This is a genomic window from Mycobacterium sp. NPDC004974 (genome assembly GCF_053600815.1).
Genome location: NZ_JBSGAQ010000013.1, coordinates 75,314 through 93,040, shown reverse-complemented (window position 1 = coordinate 93,040; position 17,727 = coordinate 75,314). Strand labels below are relative to the sequence as shown.

The following is a 17,727-nucleotide window of genomic DNA, read 5'->3' as shown; positions in this document are numbered from 1 at the left end:
AAGCGGGCGGACGACGCAGAGGAGGGCGTCAGAAAATCAACAACAACAACGCACGTCGAGGCAGCGCACGATGGCGGCGCGCAGCGATTCGACCTGTTGCATGCGGCCCACCATACGGCAAGTGGGCAGCAATGCCCAGTTCACACATTGGTGACGAGTTTGAATCGTCCACGCGCTAAACACTGTCGTGGATACGTTTCGGCCGTATCGTTGCCGCCCACACCCACTTTGACCGGTTGGAGGTTGGACCCGTGACGTCCGCACAGAACGAATCACAGGCACTCGGCGATCTCGCCGCCCGTCAGCTGGCGAATGCGACCAAGACCGTTCCCCAGCTCTCCACCATCACCCCGCGGTTTCTGCTGCATCTGCTGAGCTGGGTGCCGGTCGAGGCGGGCATCTACCGGGTGAACCGGGTGGTCAACCCCGACCGGGTGGCGATCCACTCGGAGGAAGGCGCGGGTACCGAAGAGCCGCTGCCCGAGACCTACGTGGACTACGAGACCAGTCCGCGCGAGTACACGCTGCGCTCGATCTCGACGCTGCTCGACGTGCACACCCGGGTGTCCGACCTGTACTCCAGCCCGCACGACCAGGTGGCCCAGCAGCTGCGGCTGACCATCGAGACGATCAAGGAGCGCCAGGAGTTCGAGCTGGTCAACAACCCCGAGTACGGGTTGCTGTCGCAGGTGACGCCGGAGCAGACCATCCAGACCCTGCGCGGCACTCCCACCCCCGACGACCTGGATTCGCTGATCACGAAGGTGTGGAAGACCCCGGCGTTCTTCCTGACCAATCCACTGGGCGTGGCGGCATTCGGCCGCGAGGCCACCCGCCGCGGCGTGCCCCCGCCAGTCGTCAGCCTGTTCGGCGCCCAGTTCATCACCTGGCGCGGCATCCCGATCGTGCCCTCGGACAAGGTCCCCGTCGAGGACGGCAAAACCAAGTTCATCCTGGTGCGCACCGGTGAGGAGCGCCAGGGGGTGGTCGGCCTGTTCCAGCCGGGGCTGGTCGGTGAGCAGGCCCCCGGCCTGTCGGTGCGGTTCACCGGCATCAACCGGTCGGCGATCGCGTCCTACCTGGTGACCCTGTACTCGTCGCTGGCTGTGCTCACCGACGACGCGCTGGCGGTCCTCGAGGACGTCGGAGTGGACCACTTCCATGAGTACAAGTGAGTACAGATCGGTAGACGCCGAAGGTGACCTGCCGATCAGCGCGGCCGAGTTGACCGCGCTGGCGTCACAGCTGTTCGCGACGAGCTTCCGGCCGGGTCCAGACAGTCCACCTGCGACGAGTCAGGTCGCCCCGCGCGGGGTGGCGCCGGATACGACCTCGGCGTCATCAGCGGGCGCCGCTGCGGCCGGCTTGGCCCATCCGGCGACTCCGGCCGAATTCGTGTCGGTGCCGGAGGTCTTCGTACCGGCACCGAGTACGCCTGAGCCGGAAGGTATTCCGGGTGTGGTCCCGGTCGCGCCCCGAGGTAGTGCGGCCAGTCCTATCGCACCCATCGGCGGCCTGGAGGCGTTCGCGGTCCCCACGGGTCTGGTCCCGACGGTGCCCGGCGTGCTGGCAAGCGCTCCCCCGCCGGCACCGGTGGCACCCACTCCCTCCCCGTCGCTCCGCTCGCCCCGGGAACGCCGGTCGGCTCCGACCTGGCCGGGCGCGGTCCCCGCGGTGCCGGATCTGGGCTGGTCGGGATCGCCGGCACCATCGGCGGATGCGGGGAGCTACTACTTCCTGCAGGCTCCTGCAACCGATCCTGTTGCAGCCGAGCCGGTTCCGTTCGTGCGTGATGACCACGAGATCTTCGACGTCAACGCGATCCGCGCGGATTTCCCGATCCTGCGTGAGACCGTCAACGGCAAGCCGCTGATCTGGTTCGACAACGCGGCCACCACCCAGAAGCCCCAGTCGGTCATCGACCGGCTGTCGTACTTCTACGCGCACGAGAACTCCAACATCCACCGCGCTGCCCACGAACTGGCGGCCCGCGCCACCGATGCGTACGAAGATGCGCGCGAAGCGGTGCGCCGCTTCATCGGGGCGTCGAAGGCCGAGGAAATCATCTTCGTCCGCGGCACCACCGAGGCGATCAATCTGGTGGCCTACGCGTGGGGCGGCAAGCATCTGGGCCCGGGCGACGAAATCGTCATCACCCACCTCGAGCACCATGCCAATATCGTTCCGTGGCAGCTGATCTCACAGCAGACCGGCGCAGTGCTGAAGGTGGCGCCGGTGGACGACGCGGGCAACCTGCTGCTCAGTGAGTTCGAGGATCTGCTCGGGCCCCGCACGAAACTCGTTGCCGCCACCCAGGTGTCCAATGCGCTGGGCACGGTGACCCCGGTCAAGACCATCGTCGAACTCGGCCACCGCTACGGCGCCAGAGTGCTGATCGACGGGGCCCAGTCCATCCCGCACATCCCGATCGACGTGACCGAACTCGGGGCCGACTTCTTCGTGTTCTCCGGCCACAAGATCTACGGCCCCACCGGAATCGGCGCCCTGTACGGCCGCGAGGACGTGCTCGCCGAGACCCCGCCGTGGCAGGGCGGCGGCAACATGATCGCCGATGTCACCCTGGACCGGTCGCTGTACCAGGGCCCGCCGAACAAGTACGAGGCCGGCACCGGCAACATCGCCGACGCGGTCGGGCTCGGTGAGGCACTGCGCTACGTGGAGCGGGTCGGCATCGAACGCATCGCGGCCTACGAACACGCCTTGCTGGAGTACGCCACCCCGCGACTGGCTGCCATTCCGGGCGTGCGACTGGTCGGAACCGCCGACGAGAAGGCCAGCGTGTTGTCGTTCGTGCTGGCCGGGCATGAACCGCTGGAAGTCGGCAAGGCACTCAACGCCGAGGGCATTGCGGTGCGGGCCGGGCATCATTGCGCCCAGCCGATCCTGCGCCGTCTAGGTCTGGAAGCCACGGTGCGGCCGTCATTCGCGTTCTACAACACCTTCGAGGAGATCGACGTGTTCATCGATGCGGTGCGCCGGATCGCCGAGGGGAGCGCCTAGACCAGCTACCGGGCCGCCGCCCTGTTCGCCAGTTGTATGGCCATGGCGGCGGCCTGGTAACTGATGCCCACTCCGCACGCCCAGGTTTCGAATACGAGATTCGAGGCAACGGCGAGCGCGTGATCACATGGCCACTCGGGCTGCTCCTGTGCGGACGAGAACTGTGTGAACAGCGACTCCTCTGCGACGACGTCAGCGATATCCCAACGCGTCTCCGCGATTCCGGTACCGATCGAGATGGTGCGCCCGCTACAGGATTGCCAGTTCTGCCTCGCCGAGTCGAAGAAACTGCGAGCCGCCTCACCCGACGGATACAGCACCACCGTCTGTTCCACAGACTGCCTGGATTGCGGCGTCGTCAGCACCTGATCACGCACGCCAGTCCAACCTGAACCCGCGTACACCGCCTCCTGTGCCCCGAAAACCGCTGCGCGACAATCCTCGTCAGACACCTCATTGACATTCACGTTCATCGTGTCGCTGGTGTCGCGGGATTCCATGGGTTCCAGTCCGGTCACACCGATGACCTCATCAGCTTCACCGGTCGGCATCAGGACATCCTCGAGGCCGGAATCGGTGAAGGTCTCGTCGACCACAGGGACAGAGTTCTGTGCTCTCACCGCGCTCCCGTCCGCCATCTGTGCGCATCCCGCCGTCAGCACAGACACGGTGGCCACTACTGACATCGCGGTTCGGCAGGACATATCACCATTGTGGCCGACCGGCGACACTCGGCGGACACAATCACGGTGCGCCGATCTCTGGATCCGGCGGCGGCGCGCGAGCACCATCGGACCATGAGCTACAACCGCCTCCGCGCAGACGACACTTCACGCATCAAGATCGACGTGGCGATCGGTGTTCTGGTCGCCCTGCGCGGTTGCGCGCCGGATCAGGCCTTCGCCGAGCTGGTGCGGGTGGTGCAGCGCACCGGCATCGGAATCGGCAGCATCGCAAGGGCTTTGGTCGACCTCGCCGGCGGCAGTTCGGGGACATCGGCCGAATACGCCGAGGCGTTCAACGCCTGGGGCGAGCTGCTCGCACAGGCGCGTCGGGTGCCCGTCAACGCCGCGCCGTAGCGGGCGCCCGAGCGACCAGCCAGGCCTGGCCGTCCCCCTCGGAGGCGGCCAGCGTCTCAAGACCGGCAAAGGCCGTCTCCAGTTCGCCCGCAGCGGCGCGGAATCGACCCACCTCCGCGCCGACTTCGCTCAGGACACAGATGGCCAGCAGGCCGCCCGGTCGCAGACGGGCGGCCAGTGCCGGGTAGAGCCCGGGATCGCGGAAGCGATGGCACAGCACCACGTCGACCGGAGGTCCGGCCGGCAGACCCTGGTCGAGATCCCCGACATCGAAACGGCAGCGTTCCGCCACCCCATGGCGGACGGCCGACTGTCTCGCCTGGGCGATCGCCACGGCGGACACGTCGAGGCCCCACACGTGTAGCCCACGCTGAGCCAGCCACACCGCGCCCCGGCCGGTTCCGCATGCGACGTCAAGTGCCGAACCTGCCACGGGAAACCGGTCAGCCTGGCCGCTGAACACCTGCGGCAGGGCCGGCTCCGCTTCCGACTCCCTATCGGCATAGGCCGCGTCCCACCGGATGCGGTCCTTCTCGCTCACGTGCGCCACCTTATGGGAGGGAATAGCGGAACACCCTCCGGGGTTAGCCCCTTCATGCGAGCCCTCGTCTACGACCCGCACGCTCCTGCCAATCTCCGGTTCGACGACGTCGCCGAACCTTCGGCCGCCGAATCGCAGGCCCTGATCGACGTGCACGCGATTGCGCTGAATTTCGGTGAGCTGCATTTCATCGACCAGATGCGCCGTCCGGGCGAGGTTCCCGGCTGGGACAGTGCGGGCGTCGTGGTGCGGGCCGCCGCCGACGGCTCCGGACCCCCGGTCGGTGCCCGGGTGGTCGGATTCAGCGGCGAGGCCGGCTGGGCCGAACGACGCGTCGTCGCGACCGACAATCTGGCCGAGCTGCCCGAGTTCGTCGAGTTCGAGGAGGCTGCCGCGCTGCCGGTTGCCGGGGTGACGGCCCTGCAGGCACTGCGGGCGCTCGGCCCGGTGGTGGGGCGACGGGTTCTCATCACGGGCGCCTCAGGCGGCGTCGGACGATTCGCCGTGCAGCTGGCCGCCCGGGCCGGCGCTCACGTGGTGGCCGCGGTCGGCAGCCCGGCCCGGGGTGAGGGGCTCGAGGAGCTCGGCGCGGCCGAAGTCGTGGTCGGCCTCGATGCGGTAACCGAACCGGTGTTCGGCGTGCTCGACAACGTCGGCGGGAGACTCTTGGCGCAGGCCTTCAGCCTGGTGTCCGACGGCGGCTCGGTGCAGTCCATCGGGATGGCCTCCAACGAGCCCACCACGATCAACTTCGAGCAGGAGCGCCGCATCGGCAACCGGAAACGGTTGGAGCCGTTCACCGTCCGCGCACCCTTCCAGGCCGATCTGCATTACCTATTGACCCTGTTGGCCGATGGTGAACTCGATCCGCAGATCGGCCTGCGGGACTCGTGGGAGAACACCGCCGACGCCGCCCTGGCGTTGTTGGGCCGCAAGGTCGCCGGCAAGGCGGTGCTACAGGTCGCCTGACCCCGGCGGGCTCAGTTGCCCTGCCCGCCGCGCCCCCGTGACACCAGGTCGGCCACCGGATCCTTGTCGTTGATGAACCAGTCACCGAGGATGCGCGCCTTGTAGACCACCGGATTGTGCGAAGCCAGCGTGCGGGCGTTGCGCCAATGCCGATCCAGGCCAAGCTCTTCGGAGACGCCCGAGGCGCCGAGCGCGTCGAACACCCGCGTGGTGGCCCGCAGCGCCGCGGCCACGATCACCAACTGCGCCTGGGTGACGGCCACCTCGGCGTCGACGAGCAACTGGCGGGCCTGGCCGTCACTGCCCGCGAGCCGGCCGGCCACGATCCGATCCAGGCTGCGTGCGCTCTGCCCCAGTGCGGCCGTCGCGCCGAACGCCTCCGCCGACACCTCACCGATCACCTGCAGCAACTGCGGATCCGCGGCCGGCACCTCGGCCAGCCCCTGCGGGTAATTGCGCTGCCGGGCCGTCAGCGCTGCCGAGCCGTCCCGCTGTGCCGCTCTGATGATTCCGGTCAGCACCGCGAGCATGGCGATCTGGTAGAAGTGCGCCTGGTAGGTGAAGCGTTCGGTCGCCGGGAACACGTTGCCGCGCTCGGCCCGGGCCCGCTCGTAGCGGGCCGAACCGCTGCCCGTCGTGCGCTGGCCGAACCCGCGCCAGTCGTCGATGAGAGTGACGCCGGGATCATCGGCACGCACCAGAGCCGTCCACAGCTCGCCGTCCTCACCGCGACCGAGAACATCGAGCCAGTCGGCGTAAAGACTGCCGGTCGCATAGTATTTCGAGCCGGAGACCAACCAGTGCCCGTCCCCCTCGGTCACCGTCGTAGCCAGATTGGCCAGGGTCAGATTGTTGGCCTCGGTCCAGCCACCGCCGACGAACTCGCCGGCCAGAAACCGCTTGATCCAGGTGGTGTTGTCCTCCGACGCCGGCGCATTGAGCCGGTCCTCGACGAAGGCCAGATGGTTGCGCCAGATGTGGGCGACGTTGGGATCGGCCTCCCCCAGGTCCGCCAGCAGCAGGAAGGTCTGCTCCAGCGACGCACCGAAACCGCCCTGTTCTGCCGGGATCCGCAAGGTGCCGAATCCGGCGTCGCTCAGCCAGCGCACCTGCTCGTGCGGGAACACCCGGTCGGCCTCGCGCTGCCGATTCCCCTCGGCGATCTGCTCGAAGATCGGCCCGAACACCGAGCGCAATTCGGCGTCATAACCTGTGGGGCGCTTCAGATATGTGGTTTCGGTGGACATTTAAGAGTTCTCCTCGGCGTCGATCCGGTACGCGTACTCGTCGCGGACAGTGCGATACCCCAACCGGGCATAGAGCAGATGGGCATTGCTGACATTGGCGATGTCGGTGCCCAACGAGGCATGGGTGAAACCCCGCCGCAGCGCCGCCAGCCAGAGCTTGCGCAGCAGCAGCTCCGCGGTTCCGGCCTTGCGGCGGTCCGCGCGCACACCGATGTAGTCGGTGTGGGCGCTGCGGATCTCGTCCGCACCGGTTCCCGAGGTGTAGGTGGAACCGAGCACATAGCCGACCACCACACCGCCGTCATCCACGGCGGCCAGGCTGAAATCCGGGGCGAATGCCCGGCTGGCCAGATGATGTTCCCAGCGCTGCGGGGTTTTCGACATGTTCCCGAAGTGCTCGCGGAACGTGTCGAATTGCACCTGCCTGACCTGTTCGGTGAGACCTTCCGCTACGACCTCGGGCCACGACAGGATCGTGATCGACTCGATCCGGGCATCGGCCAGAGCGACGGCATCCTCGTTACGCAATGACTTTCGGGTGCTGGAGAATTGGCGTTCCCGGTGGGCTCCGCGGGTAGCCAGCGCATCGATCGCCACGTCCTGATCGGCACCGATGAAAACCCGCAGGTATGCGCCGGGCACGGCCACCCGGCCGAACCGTTCGACACTGTCGCCGACGATCGCCCGCACCGCCTCCGTCGGGGCATTGGGACCGAATACGAAGTTCCCCAACACCTCCGGTTCGGCACCGTCCGGCCGGTGCAGGGCTGCGTATCCGGCCACCGCGCCGACCTCGTCGAGGAGAACGACGGCCGAGCCGGGGTACACACCGCCGAGTTGTTCTGCGATATCGCGGGAATCGGCGGCGAACTTGCGACCGCCGAGCCCCGGCGTGGTGGCCAGGAAGTCGGCGATCAGCGGGTGGTGTCGTGGGGCTACCTCGGCGACGGTCCAACCGGTCACGTCCGACGCCGCAGTCAACGCGTCCTGGGTCAGCGTCACGGCGTCACACCCGCATCGAGCAGCCGCTGCTGTTCCTCATCCGAGATGCTCTGGATGGTGCCGATGCGCTTGGCCACCTCGGGCCGGGTCCGCTTGAGGTACCAGTACCAGGACAGTCCGGCCAGCAGGATGGCGCCGAACACGAAAGGCAGGATGTTGAACGGGAACTCGGGCACCGGGTAGAAGTTGCTGACGATCACGTACCCCAGGCCGATGGTGGCCGCGACCGCCACGGCGAGTCGCTGCGGCGTCAGGGCGCCGATCTTGCGCAGCCAGATCGGCGTGGCGATGACCACCAGCAGATAGCTCACCAGGAAGCCCCAGTTGGCCACGTAGCCGCCGTAGACGTCGAACACCAGCCGGCCCGCGGAGCTGAACGTGGCCGTGATCGAGAACGCGAGGGCAAGGATCCCGACGAACACCACACCGGCCCACGGCGTCTTGTAGGTCGGGTGCACCTTGGTGAACACCTGCGGCAGCGCGCCTTCGTGGGCGAAGGTGAACAGCGAGCGCGCGGCGGCGGTGGTGACCGCGGTGACGAACACGATGAATGCGATCGCGACAGCACCGCTGACGATCTGGTTCACCCACTCCACCCCGACACTGGTGGCCAGCTGCGGCAGCACCGCCTTGTCACCGTCGATCTCGCCGAAGTGCAGGATCTGGGGGTATGTCGCGAAGATGTACAGGGCGCCGATCAGGATCACCACGCGCAGCAGGGATCTGGCGATGTTGCGGTGGGCGTCCTTGGCCTCGGCCCCGAGCGAGGCCACACTTTCAAAACCGGCATAGGAACCCACGGCGGTGACCGCCGCGATGAACGTGGCACTGGAGCCGAGGTGCTGGGGGTTCCACTGCTCCCAGTCGATGCGGAACCCGTAACCGATGTAGGAGGCCACGATGATCACCAGGATCGACGCGATGGCGAGCAACTCGAAGGCCAGTTCGTACTTCGCGGCCAGTGAAACTCCCCGGTACGGCAGGTACACCGCGACCCCGACCACCACGATCACCAGCAGCAGGCGGAACCAGACTGCCTGGGAGCCAAGGCCGATCGACTCCAGGAACGCATCGAGGTACAGCACGCCGCCGAGGGTTCCGGTGGTGGCGAAACCGATGTAACCGAACAGCAGGCTGAACCCGGCGGCGAAAGCGAAGCCAGGTCCCAGACCGTTACCCGTGTAGGTGCCCAGCGATCCGGAGGACACCGTGCGCTTGGCTTGGAAACTGATCGTGATGGCGACCAGCACCACGATGGACAGACCGATCACCGCCGCCCACGCCGCGCCCTTGCCCGCCGCCACGAACAGCGAGAACGGCACCACGGCGAGGGCCACACTGGGTGCGGCGGCCGCCAGGCCCTGGGCGAACACTCCCCACGGGCCCAGCGCCCCTGATTCCAGCCCGGTCGATTCCGCCGAGATCAGGGTGCGGCCGGTAGCCGTCGTCTTCGGATCGTCTGTAGTAGTCACGGCAATGTCCCTTTCTGGACCGCGACGCCTCCCGTCCGGGAACCGGTACGGGTGGTTGATATGTCGGTATGTAGTGCCACACTGCCGCAATCGGATTCGCGCCGTCAGCTATGGAATCGGCGGGATTCTATTGCGAATGAACGGAATTCCTGCGAAATGCGGCGGCCGGGTGCCCGGCAGCCAGTAAACCGTCGTCGCCGCCGAACAGCTTCTGCCGCAACGTGGTCGAATCGGAAGCCTCGCGGGCGCGGCCACGCCGGCGCAGCTCCGGGATCAGGTACTCCGCCACGTCGGCGAAACTGCCGGGCGTGAGGTGATAGGCGATGTTGAACCCGTCCACCCCGGTCCGGTGCGCATACGCGTCCAGGGCATCGGCCACCGTGGTGGCCGACCCGACGAACAACTCGCCGCCGAACCCGCCGAGTCCCCCGACGTAGTCCCGCAACGTCAGGCGCTCACGGACGCCGGAATCGGTGACCGCGGCCAAGATCGACCGGCTGGCGTCGGTGTCGAACTGTCCGATCGGGCGGTCCACCCCATACGTCGACCAGTCCACACCGGACAGTGCCGACAGAAGCACCAGCCCGCCCTCCAGGTCGTGGAAGTCGGCGAGCTCGCGCGCCTTGGCCCGGGCCGCGGAATCGGTACTGTCCGTGACAATCTCGACCGAGGTGATGAACTTGAGCGATTGTGGGTCGCGGCCGTGCCCGGCCGCCCGGCGCCGGATGTCCTCGATGTGGTTGCGCAGGACCTCAGGCCGCGGATCGCTGACGAACACCAGTTCTGCGTTGCGGGAAGCGAACTCCCGGCCGGCCGGTGACGTACCCGCCTGGAACAGCACCGGGGTGCGTTGCGGCGACGGTTCGACCAGGTGCGCCCCGGGCACGGTGAAGTACCGGCCGTGGTGGCCGATGTCATGGACCTTCGCCGGGTCGGTGTACACCCCGCGCTCGGCGTCGCGCAGCACCGCGCCCGGCTCCCACGAACCTTCCCAGAGCTTGTACGTGACCTCCACGAATTCCTGTGCCATCGCGTAACGCTCGTCGTGCGGGATCTGCCGGTCGCGGCCGATGATGTTGCGCGCCGCGCTGTCGAGCAGAGAGGTGACGACGTTCCAGCCGATCCGGCCGCCGGTGAGGTGGTCCAGGGTGCTGAACTTGCGGGCCAACAGGTACGGACTCTCGTAGGTGGTGGACACCGTGATGCCGAATCCCAGGCGCTGGGTCGCCGCGGCCATCGCCGATACCGCCAACAGCGGATCGGTCACCGGCGTCTGCACGGCCCGCGCGAGTGCGGCACTGGCGTCACCGCCGAACACGTCGAGTTGCCCGACCGCATCGGCGATGAACAGCACGTCGAATCCGCCGTCGTCGAGCAGCTTCGCCAGTTCCACCCAGTACCGGACATCGGTGTAGTCGGCCGTGCGGTCCTGCGGGTGGCGCCACAGCCCGAAATTGCCGTGCGACACCGTCGACATGGTGAACGCCGACAGCACATACGGTTCGGTCATGACAGCTGCCGCTGCGGTACGTCGAGACCCAGATGGGATCGCAGTGTGGCGCCGGCATATTCGTGGCGGAACAGCCCGCGCTTGCGCAGCACCGGCACCACCTGCTCGACGAAAAGCTCGTGCTGGCCGGGTAGCCCGGAATCCCGCAGCACGAACCCGTCGGCGGCACCGCTGGTGAACCACTGCTCGATCTCGTCGGCGATCTGCTCGGGCGTGCCCACCACCGCCGCGCCCCAACCGTTGACCGTGCGGTACAGGAACTCTCGCACCGTCGGGTTTCCGTCAGTGGCCAGCAGCCGGTAGCCGGCCAACGCGGTCTGGTGGGTCTCGGTGTGCACCGGAAAGGCCGACTCCGGAACCGGACCGTCCAGGTCCGCGCCGGTGACGTCCACGTCGACCTCGAGCAGCCAACCGGTCTGGTACTGCGGGCTGAAGTACTCGTACTCCTGCTGCTGCGCACGCCGGGCTTCGTGCTCGGTGGAGCCGACCAGATACCGCAGCGACGGGGTGATCAGCGGCGGCCTCGCTCGTCCCGACCGCCGTGACTCCTCGTGGATCTGGGTGTAGAACTCCTGCGCCCGCGCCCGGTTGCCGTGGCTGGTGAAGATCACCTCGGCGTGCCGAGCCGCGAAACCCCTTCCGGTTTCCGATGATCCGGCCTGGAAGATCACCGGCTGACCCTGCACCGACCGGGCCGCACCCAGCGGACCGGCCACATCGAAGTAGCGCCCGTGGTGATCGGTCGGTTGAATTCTGGTGACGTCGTTGAATATCCCCGCAGCGCGGTCTTCGACGATCGTGTCCTCGCCCCAGCCGTCCCACAGCTTGCGGACCACCGCGAGCGCTTCCTCGGCAATCCGGTAGCGCTCGTCGTGGGCCACCACACCGCGGGCACTGAAGTTGTCGGCGGCAGCCTGCGCGAAGCTGGTCACCAGATTCCAGCCCGCCCGACCACCGCTGAGGTGGTCGAGTGAAAGCAACTGGCGGGCAAGGTGATACGGATGGGCCAGAGTAGCCGACCCGGTGACCACCAGCCCGATCCGGTCGGTCACCGAGGACAGCGCGGCCGTCGCGGTGAGCGGTTCGAAGTCCTCGGTGATCTTGTACGGCCACGTCGCCGGCGGGCCGTAGTTCAGGCCGTCGGCGAAGAACAACGCGTCGAACGTACCGGCCTCGGCGGTCTGCGCATAGCTGATCAGCCGACGGCGCACCCCCGCAGGGCTGTTGTCGATGTCGGGATGCCGCCACGGGCCGGCGGATCGAGTGTTTCCGAACGCGAGAAGGTGAAGCTCTCTTGGCACTCCGCCGACGGTACGGTCCGGTCACCTCCCGGCCCAGGATTGCGCTCAGCCCGAGAAAATGGGGAGGCCGTTCGTCACGGTCAGTTGTTCTCGATGTTGGCGACCATCTCACCGGTGATGGCGGTTCCCTCGTCGACCACGGAGTCGCTGCAGGCCCATGCCTCGACCACCACGTTGGACACCACGGACATCGCATGGTGGCAACCACCGCTCCGAGCGTCTTCCGGGGTGGACATCTGACTGATCGTGGACCCCTCGGCGGTCACCTCGTCAACTGTCCATTCCAATGGCGTGGCGTTCGCGTCGTACGTGACGAGCGAGCCCACACAACTGTCCCAGGTCGCCCGTGCGGCGTCGAAGACGTCGCGAGCATCCTCGCTCGTGGAGTACAACACCACCACCTGTTCGAGCCAGGACGCGTTGTCGTCACCCGGTTCGCGCAGGATCTGGTCGCGCACTGCGGTTGCCAGCTCTCCGAACACCACCTCCTGGGCGCCGAAAGCCGCGCCCACGCAGTCCACATCGGATACGGCGTCGAAACTGTCGACGAGGTCGTCGAGGTCGGCGGACACCTCAAGGCCGGATGTGCCCATGATGTCGTCGAGCTCATCAGGCGGCAACAGCACGTCGTCGAGGTCAGCCTCGGTCAGCGTGGTCTCCGGCCGCGGCGCGCCCGGATCACGCTGCGCCGAACCCCCCACTGTGGTCACGCACCCCGACAACAGGCCGGAGGCGACCACGACGACACCGGTCGCAACAAGCCGCCTCCACGTGGTCATCATCGGACCATTGTCACTGAACCGGCCGGGGTTTGCTGGAATTGCCCCGGCGCCACGCCGTCGCCTACTTCTTGGGCTTGTCCGAGGCCGCGTCGGTGGACAGCGCGGCGACGAACGCCTCCTGAGGAACCTCCACGCGACCAATGGTCTTCATGCGCTTCTTGCCCTCCTTCTGCTTCTCCAGCAGCTTGCGCTTACGGGTGATATCACCGCCGTAGCACTTGGACAGCACGTCCTTGCGGATCGCCCGGATGTTCTCGCGGGCAATGATTTTCGATCCGATCGCGGCCTGCACCGGGACCTCGAACTGCTGGCGCGGGATGAGTTCCTTGAGCTTGGTGGTCATCTTGTTGCCATAGGCGGACGCCGAATCCTTGTGCACGATCGCGCTGAATGCGTCGACGGCCTCACCCTGCAACAGGATGTCGACCTTGACCAGGTCGGCTTCCTGCTCGCCGGCCTCCTCGTAGTCCAGGCTGGCGTAGCCGCGGGTGCGCGACTTCAGCGAGTCGAAGAAGTCGAAGATGATCTCGCCCAGCGGCATGGTGTAACGCAGTTCGACGCGCTCGGGCGACAGGTAGTCCATGCCGCCCAACTCGCCGCGACGCTGCTGACACAGCTCCATGATGGTGCCGATGAACTCGCTGGGCGCGATCACCGTGGTCTTCACCACCGGCTCAAAGACGCTGCGCACCTTGCCTTCTGGCCAATCCGACGGATTGGTGACGACCATCTCGGAGTTGTCGTCCTTGATCACCCGGTACACGACGTTGGGTGAGGTCGAGATCAGGTCCAGGTTGAACTCGCGCTCCAGGCGCTCGCGGGTGATCTCCATGTGCAGCAGACCCAGGAAGCCGCAGCGGAACCCGAAGCCCAGCGCCACCGACGTCTCGGGCTCATAGGTCAGCGCGGCGTCGTTGAGCTGCAGCTTGTCCAGCGCCTCACGCAGCACCGGATAGTCCGAGCCGTCCACCGGGTACAGGCCCGAGTAGACCATCGGCCGGGGTTCGCGGTAGCCGGTCAGCGCCTCGGTGGCACCGTTGCGGGCCGAGGTCACGGTGTCGCCGACCTTGGACTGGCGAACATCCTTCACACCGGTGATCAGGTAGCCGACCTCACCAACTCCCAGCCCGTCCGAGGCCTTCGGCTCCGGTGAGACGATGCCGACCTCAAGCAACTCGTGCGTCGCCCCGGTCGACATCATCTTGATCTTCTCGCGCGGGTTGAGTTTGCCGTCCACCACACGCACGTAGGTGACCACGCCGCGGTAGATGTCATAGACCGAGTCGAAGATCATCGCCCGCGCGGGCGCGTCGGCGTCACCGACCGGCGCCGGGATCAGTCGCACGACCTCATCGAGAAGCGCCTCCACGCCCTCGCCGGTCTTGCCGGAGACCCGCAGCACATCACTCGGTTCGCAGCCGATGATGTGGGCGATCTCGCCGGCGTAGCGCTCCGGATCGGCAGCGGGCAGGTCGATCTTGTTCAGCACCGGAATGATGGTCAGGTCCCGGTCCAGCGCCAGATACAGGTTGGCCAGCGTCTGCGCCTCGATGCCCTGGGCGGCGTCGACCAGCAGCACGGCGCCCTCACAGGCCTCCAGCGCGCGCGACACCTCGTAGGTGAAGTCGACGTGGCCCGGGGTGTCGATCAGGTGCAGCACGAAATCTTCGCCGTTGACCTGCCACGGCAGCCGCACGTTCTGGGCCTTGATTGTGATGCCGCGCTCGCGCTCGATATCCATCCGGTCCAGGTATTGGGCCCGCATATCGCGGTCGGCGACGACGCCGGTGATCCCCAGCATTCGGTCGGCCAGCGTCGACTTGCCATGATCGATGTGGGCGATGATGCAGAAGTTCCGGATCTGCGCCGGCGCAGTGAACGTCTTGTCGGCGAAGCTGCTGATGGGAATCTCCTGGTGAGCGTGGTTGTCAAGCATGTGCTGTGCTCCTCCAGGGTATCGAGCAAGCACCGTCACGACACAATCGCCAGGGGTTCACTGACCTATGCTCGACACCATGGCGTCGCAATGGAAGGCGTTCCAACAGGTTTTCAAGGACGTCATGGACGGCGCCGGGAACCTGGTGTTCAACGAGGGACCGAAGTTCGTGCGCCAGCTACAGACCACGGACAACGTGCCGCGCACCGTGCAGCAAGGCATCCAACAGGGCCTTCAGCAGGGTCTCAAGCTGGGCCTGGGCGTGCTCGCCGGTGCCACCGCCCCGCCGCCCCAGGCGATCACCGCCGGCCGGCCGGTATCGAAGAACAGCGCGCCCACCGCACACCGGGCCCGCAAAGTCGTCTACGCCCCCGACCTGGACGGGCAGGCCGATCCCGGGGAGATCGTCTGGACCTGGGTGGTCTACGAGGACGATCCGACCCGGGGCAAGGACCGTCCCGTCCTGGTGGTGGGCCGTGATCAGCGCACCCTGCTCGGTTTGATGCTGTCCAGCCAGGACTACCACCGCGATGATCCGGACTGGATCGCCATCGGCACCGGCACCTGGGACTACGACGGCCGGCCCAGCTGGGTCCGGCTGGACCGGGTGCTCGACGTGCCCGAGGAGGGCATCCGCCGCGAGGGCGCGATCCTGGACCGCAGCCGGTTCGAAGCGGTCGCGGTCCGCCTGCGCGCTCAGTACTCCTGGAGCTGACCGGCGCAGCCGTCAGCGCGGCGCCCGCCACATCGGTGTCATCGTCGGACCGCCGTCCGGCAGCACGATCTCCCCGGTGACCTCGAACCCGAAACGCAGGTAGTACGGGACGTTGTCGGGGTTGCTCGACTCCAGGTACGCCGGCGCATGTTCGGCGTCCACCCGATCAAGGCGCGATTGCATCAGGGCATGCCCGAAACCGCCGCCACGCACCGTGGGATCGCTACCGATCACCGCCAGATACCAGTGCGGCTCCTCGGGGTGATGCTTCTTCATGAGCTCGACGACCCGCTGACCTCGTCGCATATCGCGGCCGAATGCGCGAACCATCGTGGGCAACATGCGCAGTTCCTCACCTGGCTTCTGCCGCCAGCAGCCGGGACCGTCCCACAACGCCGCCGCGCCGATCTGGCCGCCCCGGGCGGCCACCTCGGCACCACCGCCGGCGAGAAAATGGTGGCGCGTGATCGCCGCGAACAACCGAGGCAGCGCCTTCGCGCGGCGGGCGTTGTCGGGCAGGATCCACGACATCACCGGGTCGTCGTGGAAGGCCCGGCCCAAGACCGCGGCGAGCCGCAACACGTCAGACTTGTTCGGAGGACGGACATCGACGGCAGCCACTCGCCCACCATCGCACACGCCTCACGCCGCGAAATTACGGTTCTCGGCGTTTCAACGGCTCTGGGTGATGTAGGCCTGCAGCTGTTCCTGCTCGGCCTCGAGTTCTTCCATCCGGGTCTTGACGATGTCGCCGATGCTGACGATGCCGGCCAGCCGGCCACCGTCGAGCACCGGGATGTGGCGCACGCGGTTCTCGGTCATCAGCGCACTCAGGTGATCCACGGTGTCGCGTGGCGTGCAGGTCGCCACCACCGTGGTCATGATCTCTGACACCGGCTGCGCCAACAGGCTGCTGCCCCGCTCGTGCAGCTTGCGCACCACATCACGCTCCGAGACGATCCCGGCCAGCCCACCCGGACCGATGACCACCATGGCACCGATGTTCAGCTCGGTCAGCCCGGCCAGCAGTTCGGACACCGTCGTCTCCGGCGAAATCGTCACCACCGCCGTGCCCTTGTTTTTCAGCACGTCCGCGATTCGCATCGGCAGCCTCCGATCGTGATCCACCTCACATAAGGCTAGGTCGGTGTTGGTCAGTAAGAAAGAAGCCACGCCTGTCTGTCGGGGGACGGGTAGGAATAAGGCCATGATCGAGGTCACGCTGCTCGGCACCGGTAGCCCGATCCCTGATCCGGAGCGGGCCGGCCCGTCCACCCTCGCGCGCGCGGGCGATCAGATGTTTCTGATCGACTGCGGCCGCGGGGTGCTGCAGCGCCTGGCCGCCGTCGGCTCGGGCGCCAATCAGCTCAGCGCGCTGCTACTGACCCATCTCCACAGCGATCACATCGCCGATCTGGGCGACGTGATCATCACGCGCTGGGTGAGCACGTTCACTCCCGAGGCACCGCCCCTGCCGATCATCGGGCCGCCGGGAACCGCCGAGGTGGTCGACGCGACGCTGCGCGCATTCGGACACGACATCGGCTACCGCATCGCCCACCACGCCGACCTCAGCGGCCCACCGCGGGTGGAGGTCCACGAGTACACCGATGCGGTGGTGTGGGACCGCGGCGGTGTGCAGATCCGTGTCGCCCCCACCGATCACCGGCCGGCGACACCGACCATCGCCTTCCGGATCGAACACGGCGGAGCCTCGCTGGTGGCTGCCGGCGACACCGTGCCGTGCCCCAGCCTGGATGCGCTGGCCGAAGGTGCGGGAGCGTTGGTGCACACGGTGATTCGCAAGGACCTGATCGACAAGCTTCCGCAGCAGCGGATCCGCGACATCTGCGACTATCACTCCTCGGTGCAGGAGGCAGCGGCCACCGCGACCCGCGCCGGCGTCGGGATCCTGATCCTCACCCACTACGTGCCCGGGATCGCCGCGGGCACCGAGGACGACTGGCGCGCGCTGGCCGCTTCGGAGTTCGACCGCCAGATCGAACTGGGCGACGACCTGCACCGGGTCGAAGTTCATCCCGGGGTGTGCACCCGACCACGCAGCTGATCGGCCGCGTGGGCCACGATCGCGCAGCTGATCGGCCGCGCGCGCCGCGAAATCCGATGGCATCGACCGGTCGTTGCGCTCACA

The 17,727-nt window shown here is 67.2% G+C and carries 17 protein-coding genes; 6 read left to right on the top strand and 11 right to left on the bottom strand.

What is annotated here, in order from left to right; genetic code table 11:
• The first annotated feature begins 251 nt into the window (after nt 1-251).
• Together ACWEFV_RS24925 and ACWEFV_RS24920 are read left to right on the top strand one after the other, a co-directional pair.
• Nucleotides 252-1,175 carry a family 2A encapsulin nanocompartment shell protein gene (locus ACWEFV_RS24925; protein ID WP_450072142.1) on the top strand — a complete coding sequence of 308 codons (924 nt, stop codon included), beginning with the start codon at nt 252-254 and terminating at the stop codon, nt 1,173-1,175.
• Nucleotides 1,162-3,021, top strand: a complete 1,860-nt coding sequence (locus ACWEFV_RS24920) for a family 2A encapsulin nanocompartment cargo protein cysteine desulfurase (protein ID WP_450072141.1) — start codon at nt 1,162-1,164, stop codon at nt 3,019-3,021. The genes ACWEFV_RS24925 and ACWEFV_RS24920 overlap by 14 nt, the downstream gene beginning before the upstream one ends.
• A 5-nt stretch (nt 3,022-3,026) precedes the next feature.
• On the opposite strand, the gene ACWEFV_RS24915 is transcribed toward ACWEFV_RS24920, so the two are convergent.
• Nucleotides 3,027-3,617, bottom strand: coding sequence for a sensor domain-containing protein (locus ACWEFV_RS24915; protein WP_450072140.1), 591 nt, complete (start codon nt 3,615-3,617; stop codon nt 3,027-3,029).
• Nucleotides 3,618-3,818: 201 nt separating this feature from the next.
• Between ACWEFV_RS24915 and ACWEFV_RS24910 the strand changes: the two genes are divergently transcribed.
• A complete protein-coding gene (locus ACWEFV_RS24910; protein WP_135456238.1) occupies nt 3,819-4,100 on the top strand; it encodes an ANTAR domain-containing protein in 282 nt (93 codons plus the stop codon).
• Here the strand turns inward: ACWEFV_RS24910 and ACWEFV_RS24905 are convergent.
• Nucleotides 4,084-4,641, bottom strand: coding sequence for a class I SAM-dependent methyltransferase (locus ACWEFV_RS24905; RefSeq protein ID WP_450072139.1), 558 nt, complete (start codon nt 4,639-4,641; stop codon nt 4,084-4,086). The genes ACWEFV_RS24910 and ACWEFV_RS24905 overlap by 17 nt on opposite strands.
• Nucleotides 4,642-4,695: 54 nt before the next feature.
• Here ACWEFV_RS24905 and ACWEFV_RS24900 point away from each other — a divergent pair, with 54 nt between their 5' ends.
• Nucleotides 4,696-5,610 carry a zinc-binding dehydrogenase gene (locus ACWEFV_RS24900; RefSeq protein WP_450072138.1) on the top strand — a complete coding sequence of 305 codons (915 nt, stop codon included), beginning with the start codon at nt 4,696-4,698 and terminating at the stop codon, nt 5,608-5,610.
• 11 nt (nt 5,611-5,621) lie between these two features.
• Here ACWEFV_RS24900 and ACWEFV_RS24895 read toward each other — a convergent pair whose 3' ends face one another.
• The 7 genes from ACWEFV_RS24895 to lepA all read right to left on the bottom strand — a co-directional run bounded on the left by ACWEFV_RS24895 (nt 5,622) and on the right by lepA (nt 14,860).
• A complete protein-coding gene (locus ACWEFV_RS24895) occupies nt 5,622-6,857 on the bottom strand; it encodes an acyl-CoA dehydrogenase family protein (RefSeq protein ID WP_450072137.1) in 1,236 nt (411 codons plus the stop codon).
• Nucleotides 6,858-7,859 carry a GNAT family N-acetyltransferase gene (locus tag ACWEFV_RS24890; RefSeq protein ID WP_450072136.1) on the bottom strand — a complete coding sequence of 334 codons (1,002 nt, stop codon included), beginning with the start codon at nt 7,857-7,859 and terminating at the stop codon, nt 6,858-6,860.
• A complete protein-coding gene (locus ACWEFV_RS24885; RefSeq protein ID WP_450072135.1) occupies nt 7,856-9,331 on the bottom strand; it encodes an APC family permease in 1,476 nt (491 codons plus the stop codon). Before ACWEFV_RS24885 ends, ACWEFV_RS24890 begins: the two co-directional genes overlap by 4 nt.
• Nucleotides 9,332-9,458: 127 nt before the next feature.
• A complete protein-coding gene (locus ACWEFV_RS24880; protein ID WP_450072134.1) occupies nt 9,459-10,841 on the bottom strand; it encodes an LLM class flavin-dependent oxidoreductase in 1,383 nt (460 codons plus the stop codon).
• A complete protein-coding gene (locus ACWEFV_RS24875; protein WP_450072133.1) occupies nt 10,838-12,142 on the bottom strand; it encodes an NtaA/DmoA family FMN-dependent monooxygenase in 1,305 nt (434 codons plus the stop codon). Before ACWEFV_RS24875 ends, ACWEFV_RS24880 begins: the two co-directional genes overlap by 4 nt.
• A gap of 80 nt (nt 12,143-12,222) precedes the next feature.
• On the bottom strand, nt 12,223-12,921 hold the full coding sequence (locus ACWEFV_RS24870) for a sensor domain-containing protein (RefSeq protein WP_450072132.1): 699 nt from the start codon (nt 12,919-12,921) through the stop codon (nt 12,223-12,225).
• A gap of 64 nt (nt 12,922-12,985) precedes the next feature.
• Nucleotides 12,986-14,860, bottom strand: a complete 1,875-nt coding sequence (gene lepA, locus ACWEFV_RS24865) for a translation elongation factor 4 (protein ID WP_450072131.1) — start codon at nt 14,858-14,860, stop codon at nt 12,986-12,988.
• A 79-nt stretch (nt 14,861-14,939) separates the two neighbouring features.
• On the opposite strand from lepA, the gene ACWEFV_RS24860 reads away from it, so the two are divergent.
• Nucleotides 14,940-15,575: a type II toxin-antitoxin system PemK/MazF family toxin gene (locus ACWEFV_RS24860; RefSeq protein WP_450072130.1), complete on the top strand. Its 636-nt coding sequence runs from the start codon at nt 14,940-14,942 to the stop codon at nt 15,573-15,575.
• 12 nt (nt 15,576-15,587) lie between these two features.
• On the opposite strand, the gene ACWEFV_RS24855 is transcribed toward ACWEFV_RS24860, so the two are convergent.
• Both ACWEFV_RS24855 and ACWEFV_RS24850 read right to left on the bottom strand, forming a co-directional pair.
• The gene (locus ACWEFV_RS24855) at nt 15,588-16,196 is read right to left on the bottom strand and encodes a GNAT family N-acetyltransferase (RefSeq protein ID WP_450072129.1); all 609 of its coding nucleotides are present in this window, start codon (nt 16,194-16,196) and stop codon (nt 15,588-15,590) included.
• Nucleotides 16,197-16,247: 51 nt separating this feature from the next.
• Nucleotides 16,248-16,679, bottom strand: a complete 432-nt coding sequence (locus ACWEFV_RS24850) for a CBS domain-containing protein (protein WP_450072128.1) — start codon at nt 16,677-16,679, stop codon at nt 16,248-16,250.
• Between the two features lie 103 nt (nt 16,680-16,782).
• On the opposite strand from ACWEFV_RS24850, the gene ACWEFV_RS24845 reads away from it, so the two are divergent.
• Complete coding sequence (locus ACWEFV_RS24845) at nt 16,783-17,643, top strand: ribonuclease Z (protein WP_450072127.1); 861 nt, start codon at nt 16,783-16,785, stop codon at nt 17,641-17,643.
• Nucleotides 17,644-17,727: the final 84 nt, after the last annotated feature.

Coding starts and splice junctions, on each gene's coding strand:
- ACWEFV_RS24920 (WP_450072141.1), top strand. CDS start 1,162: ATGAGTACAAGTGAGTACAGATCGGTAGACGCCGAAGGTGACCTGCCG.
- ACWEFV_RS24910 (WP_135456238.1), top strand. CDS start 3,819: ATGAGCTACAACCGCCTCCGCGCAGACGACACTTCACGCATCAAGATC.
- ACWEFV_RS24900 (WP_450072138.1), top strand. CDS start 4,696: ATGCGAGCCCTCGTCTACGACCCGCACGCTCCTGCCAATCTCCGGTTC.
- ACWEFV_RS24895 (WP_450072137.1), bottom strand. CDS start 6,857: ATGTCCACCGAAACCACATATCTGAAGCGCCCCACAGGTTATGACGCC.
- ACWEFV_RS24880 (WP_450072134.1), bottom strand. CDS start 10,841: ATGACCGAACCGTATGTGCTGTCGGCGTTCACCATGTCGACGGTGTCG.
- ACWEFV_RS24870 (WP_450072132.1), bottom strand. CDS start 12,921: ATGACCACGTGGAGGCGGCTTGTTGCGACCGGTGTCGTCGTGGTCGCC.
- lepA (WP_450072131.1), bottom strand. CDS start 14,860: ATGCTTGACAACCACGCTCACCAGGAGATTCCCATCAGCAGCTTCGCC.
- ACWEFV_RS24860 (WP_450072130.1), top strand. CDS start 14,940: ATGGCGTCGCAATGGAAGGCGTTCCAACAGGTTTTCAAGGACGTCATG.
- ACWEFV_RS24850 (WP_450072128.1), bottom strand. CDS start 16,679: ATGCGAATCGCGGACGTGCTGAAAAACAAGGGCACGGCGGTGGTGACG.
- ACWEFV_RS24845 (WP_450072127.1), top strand. CDS start 16,783: ATGATCGAGGTCACGCTGCTCGGCACCGGTAGCCCGATCCCTGATCCG.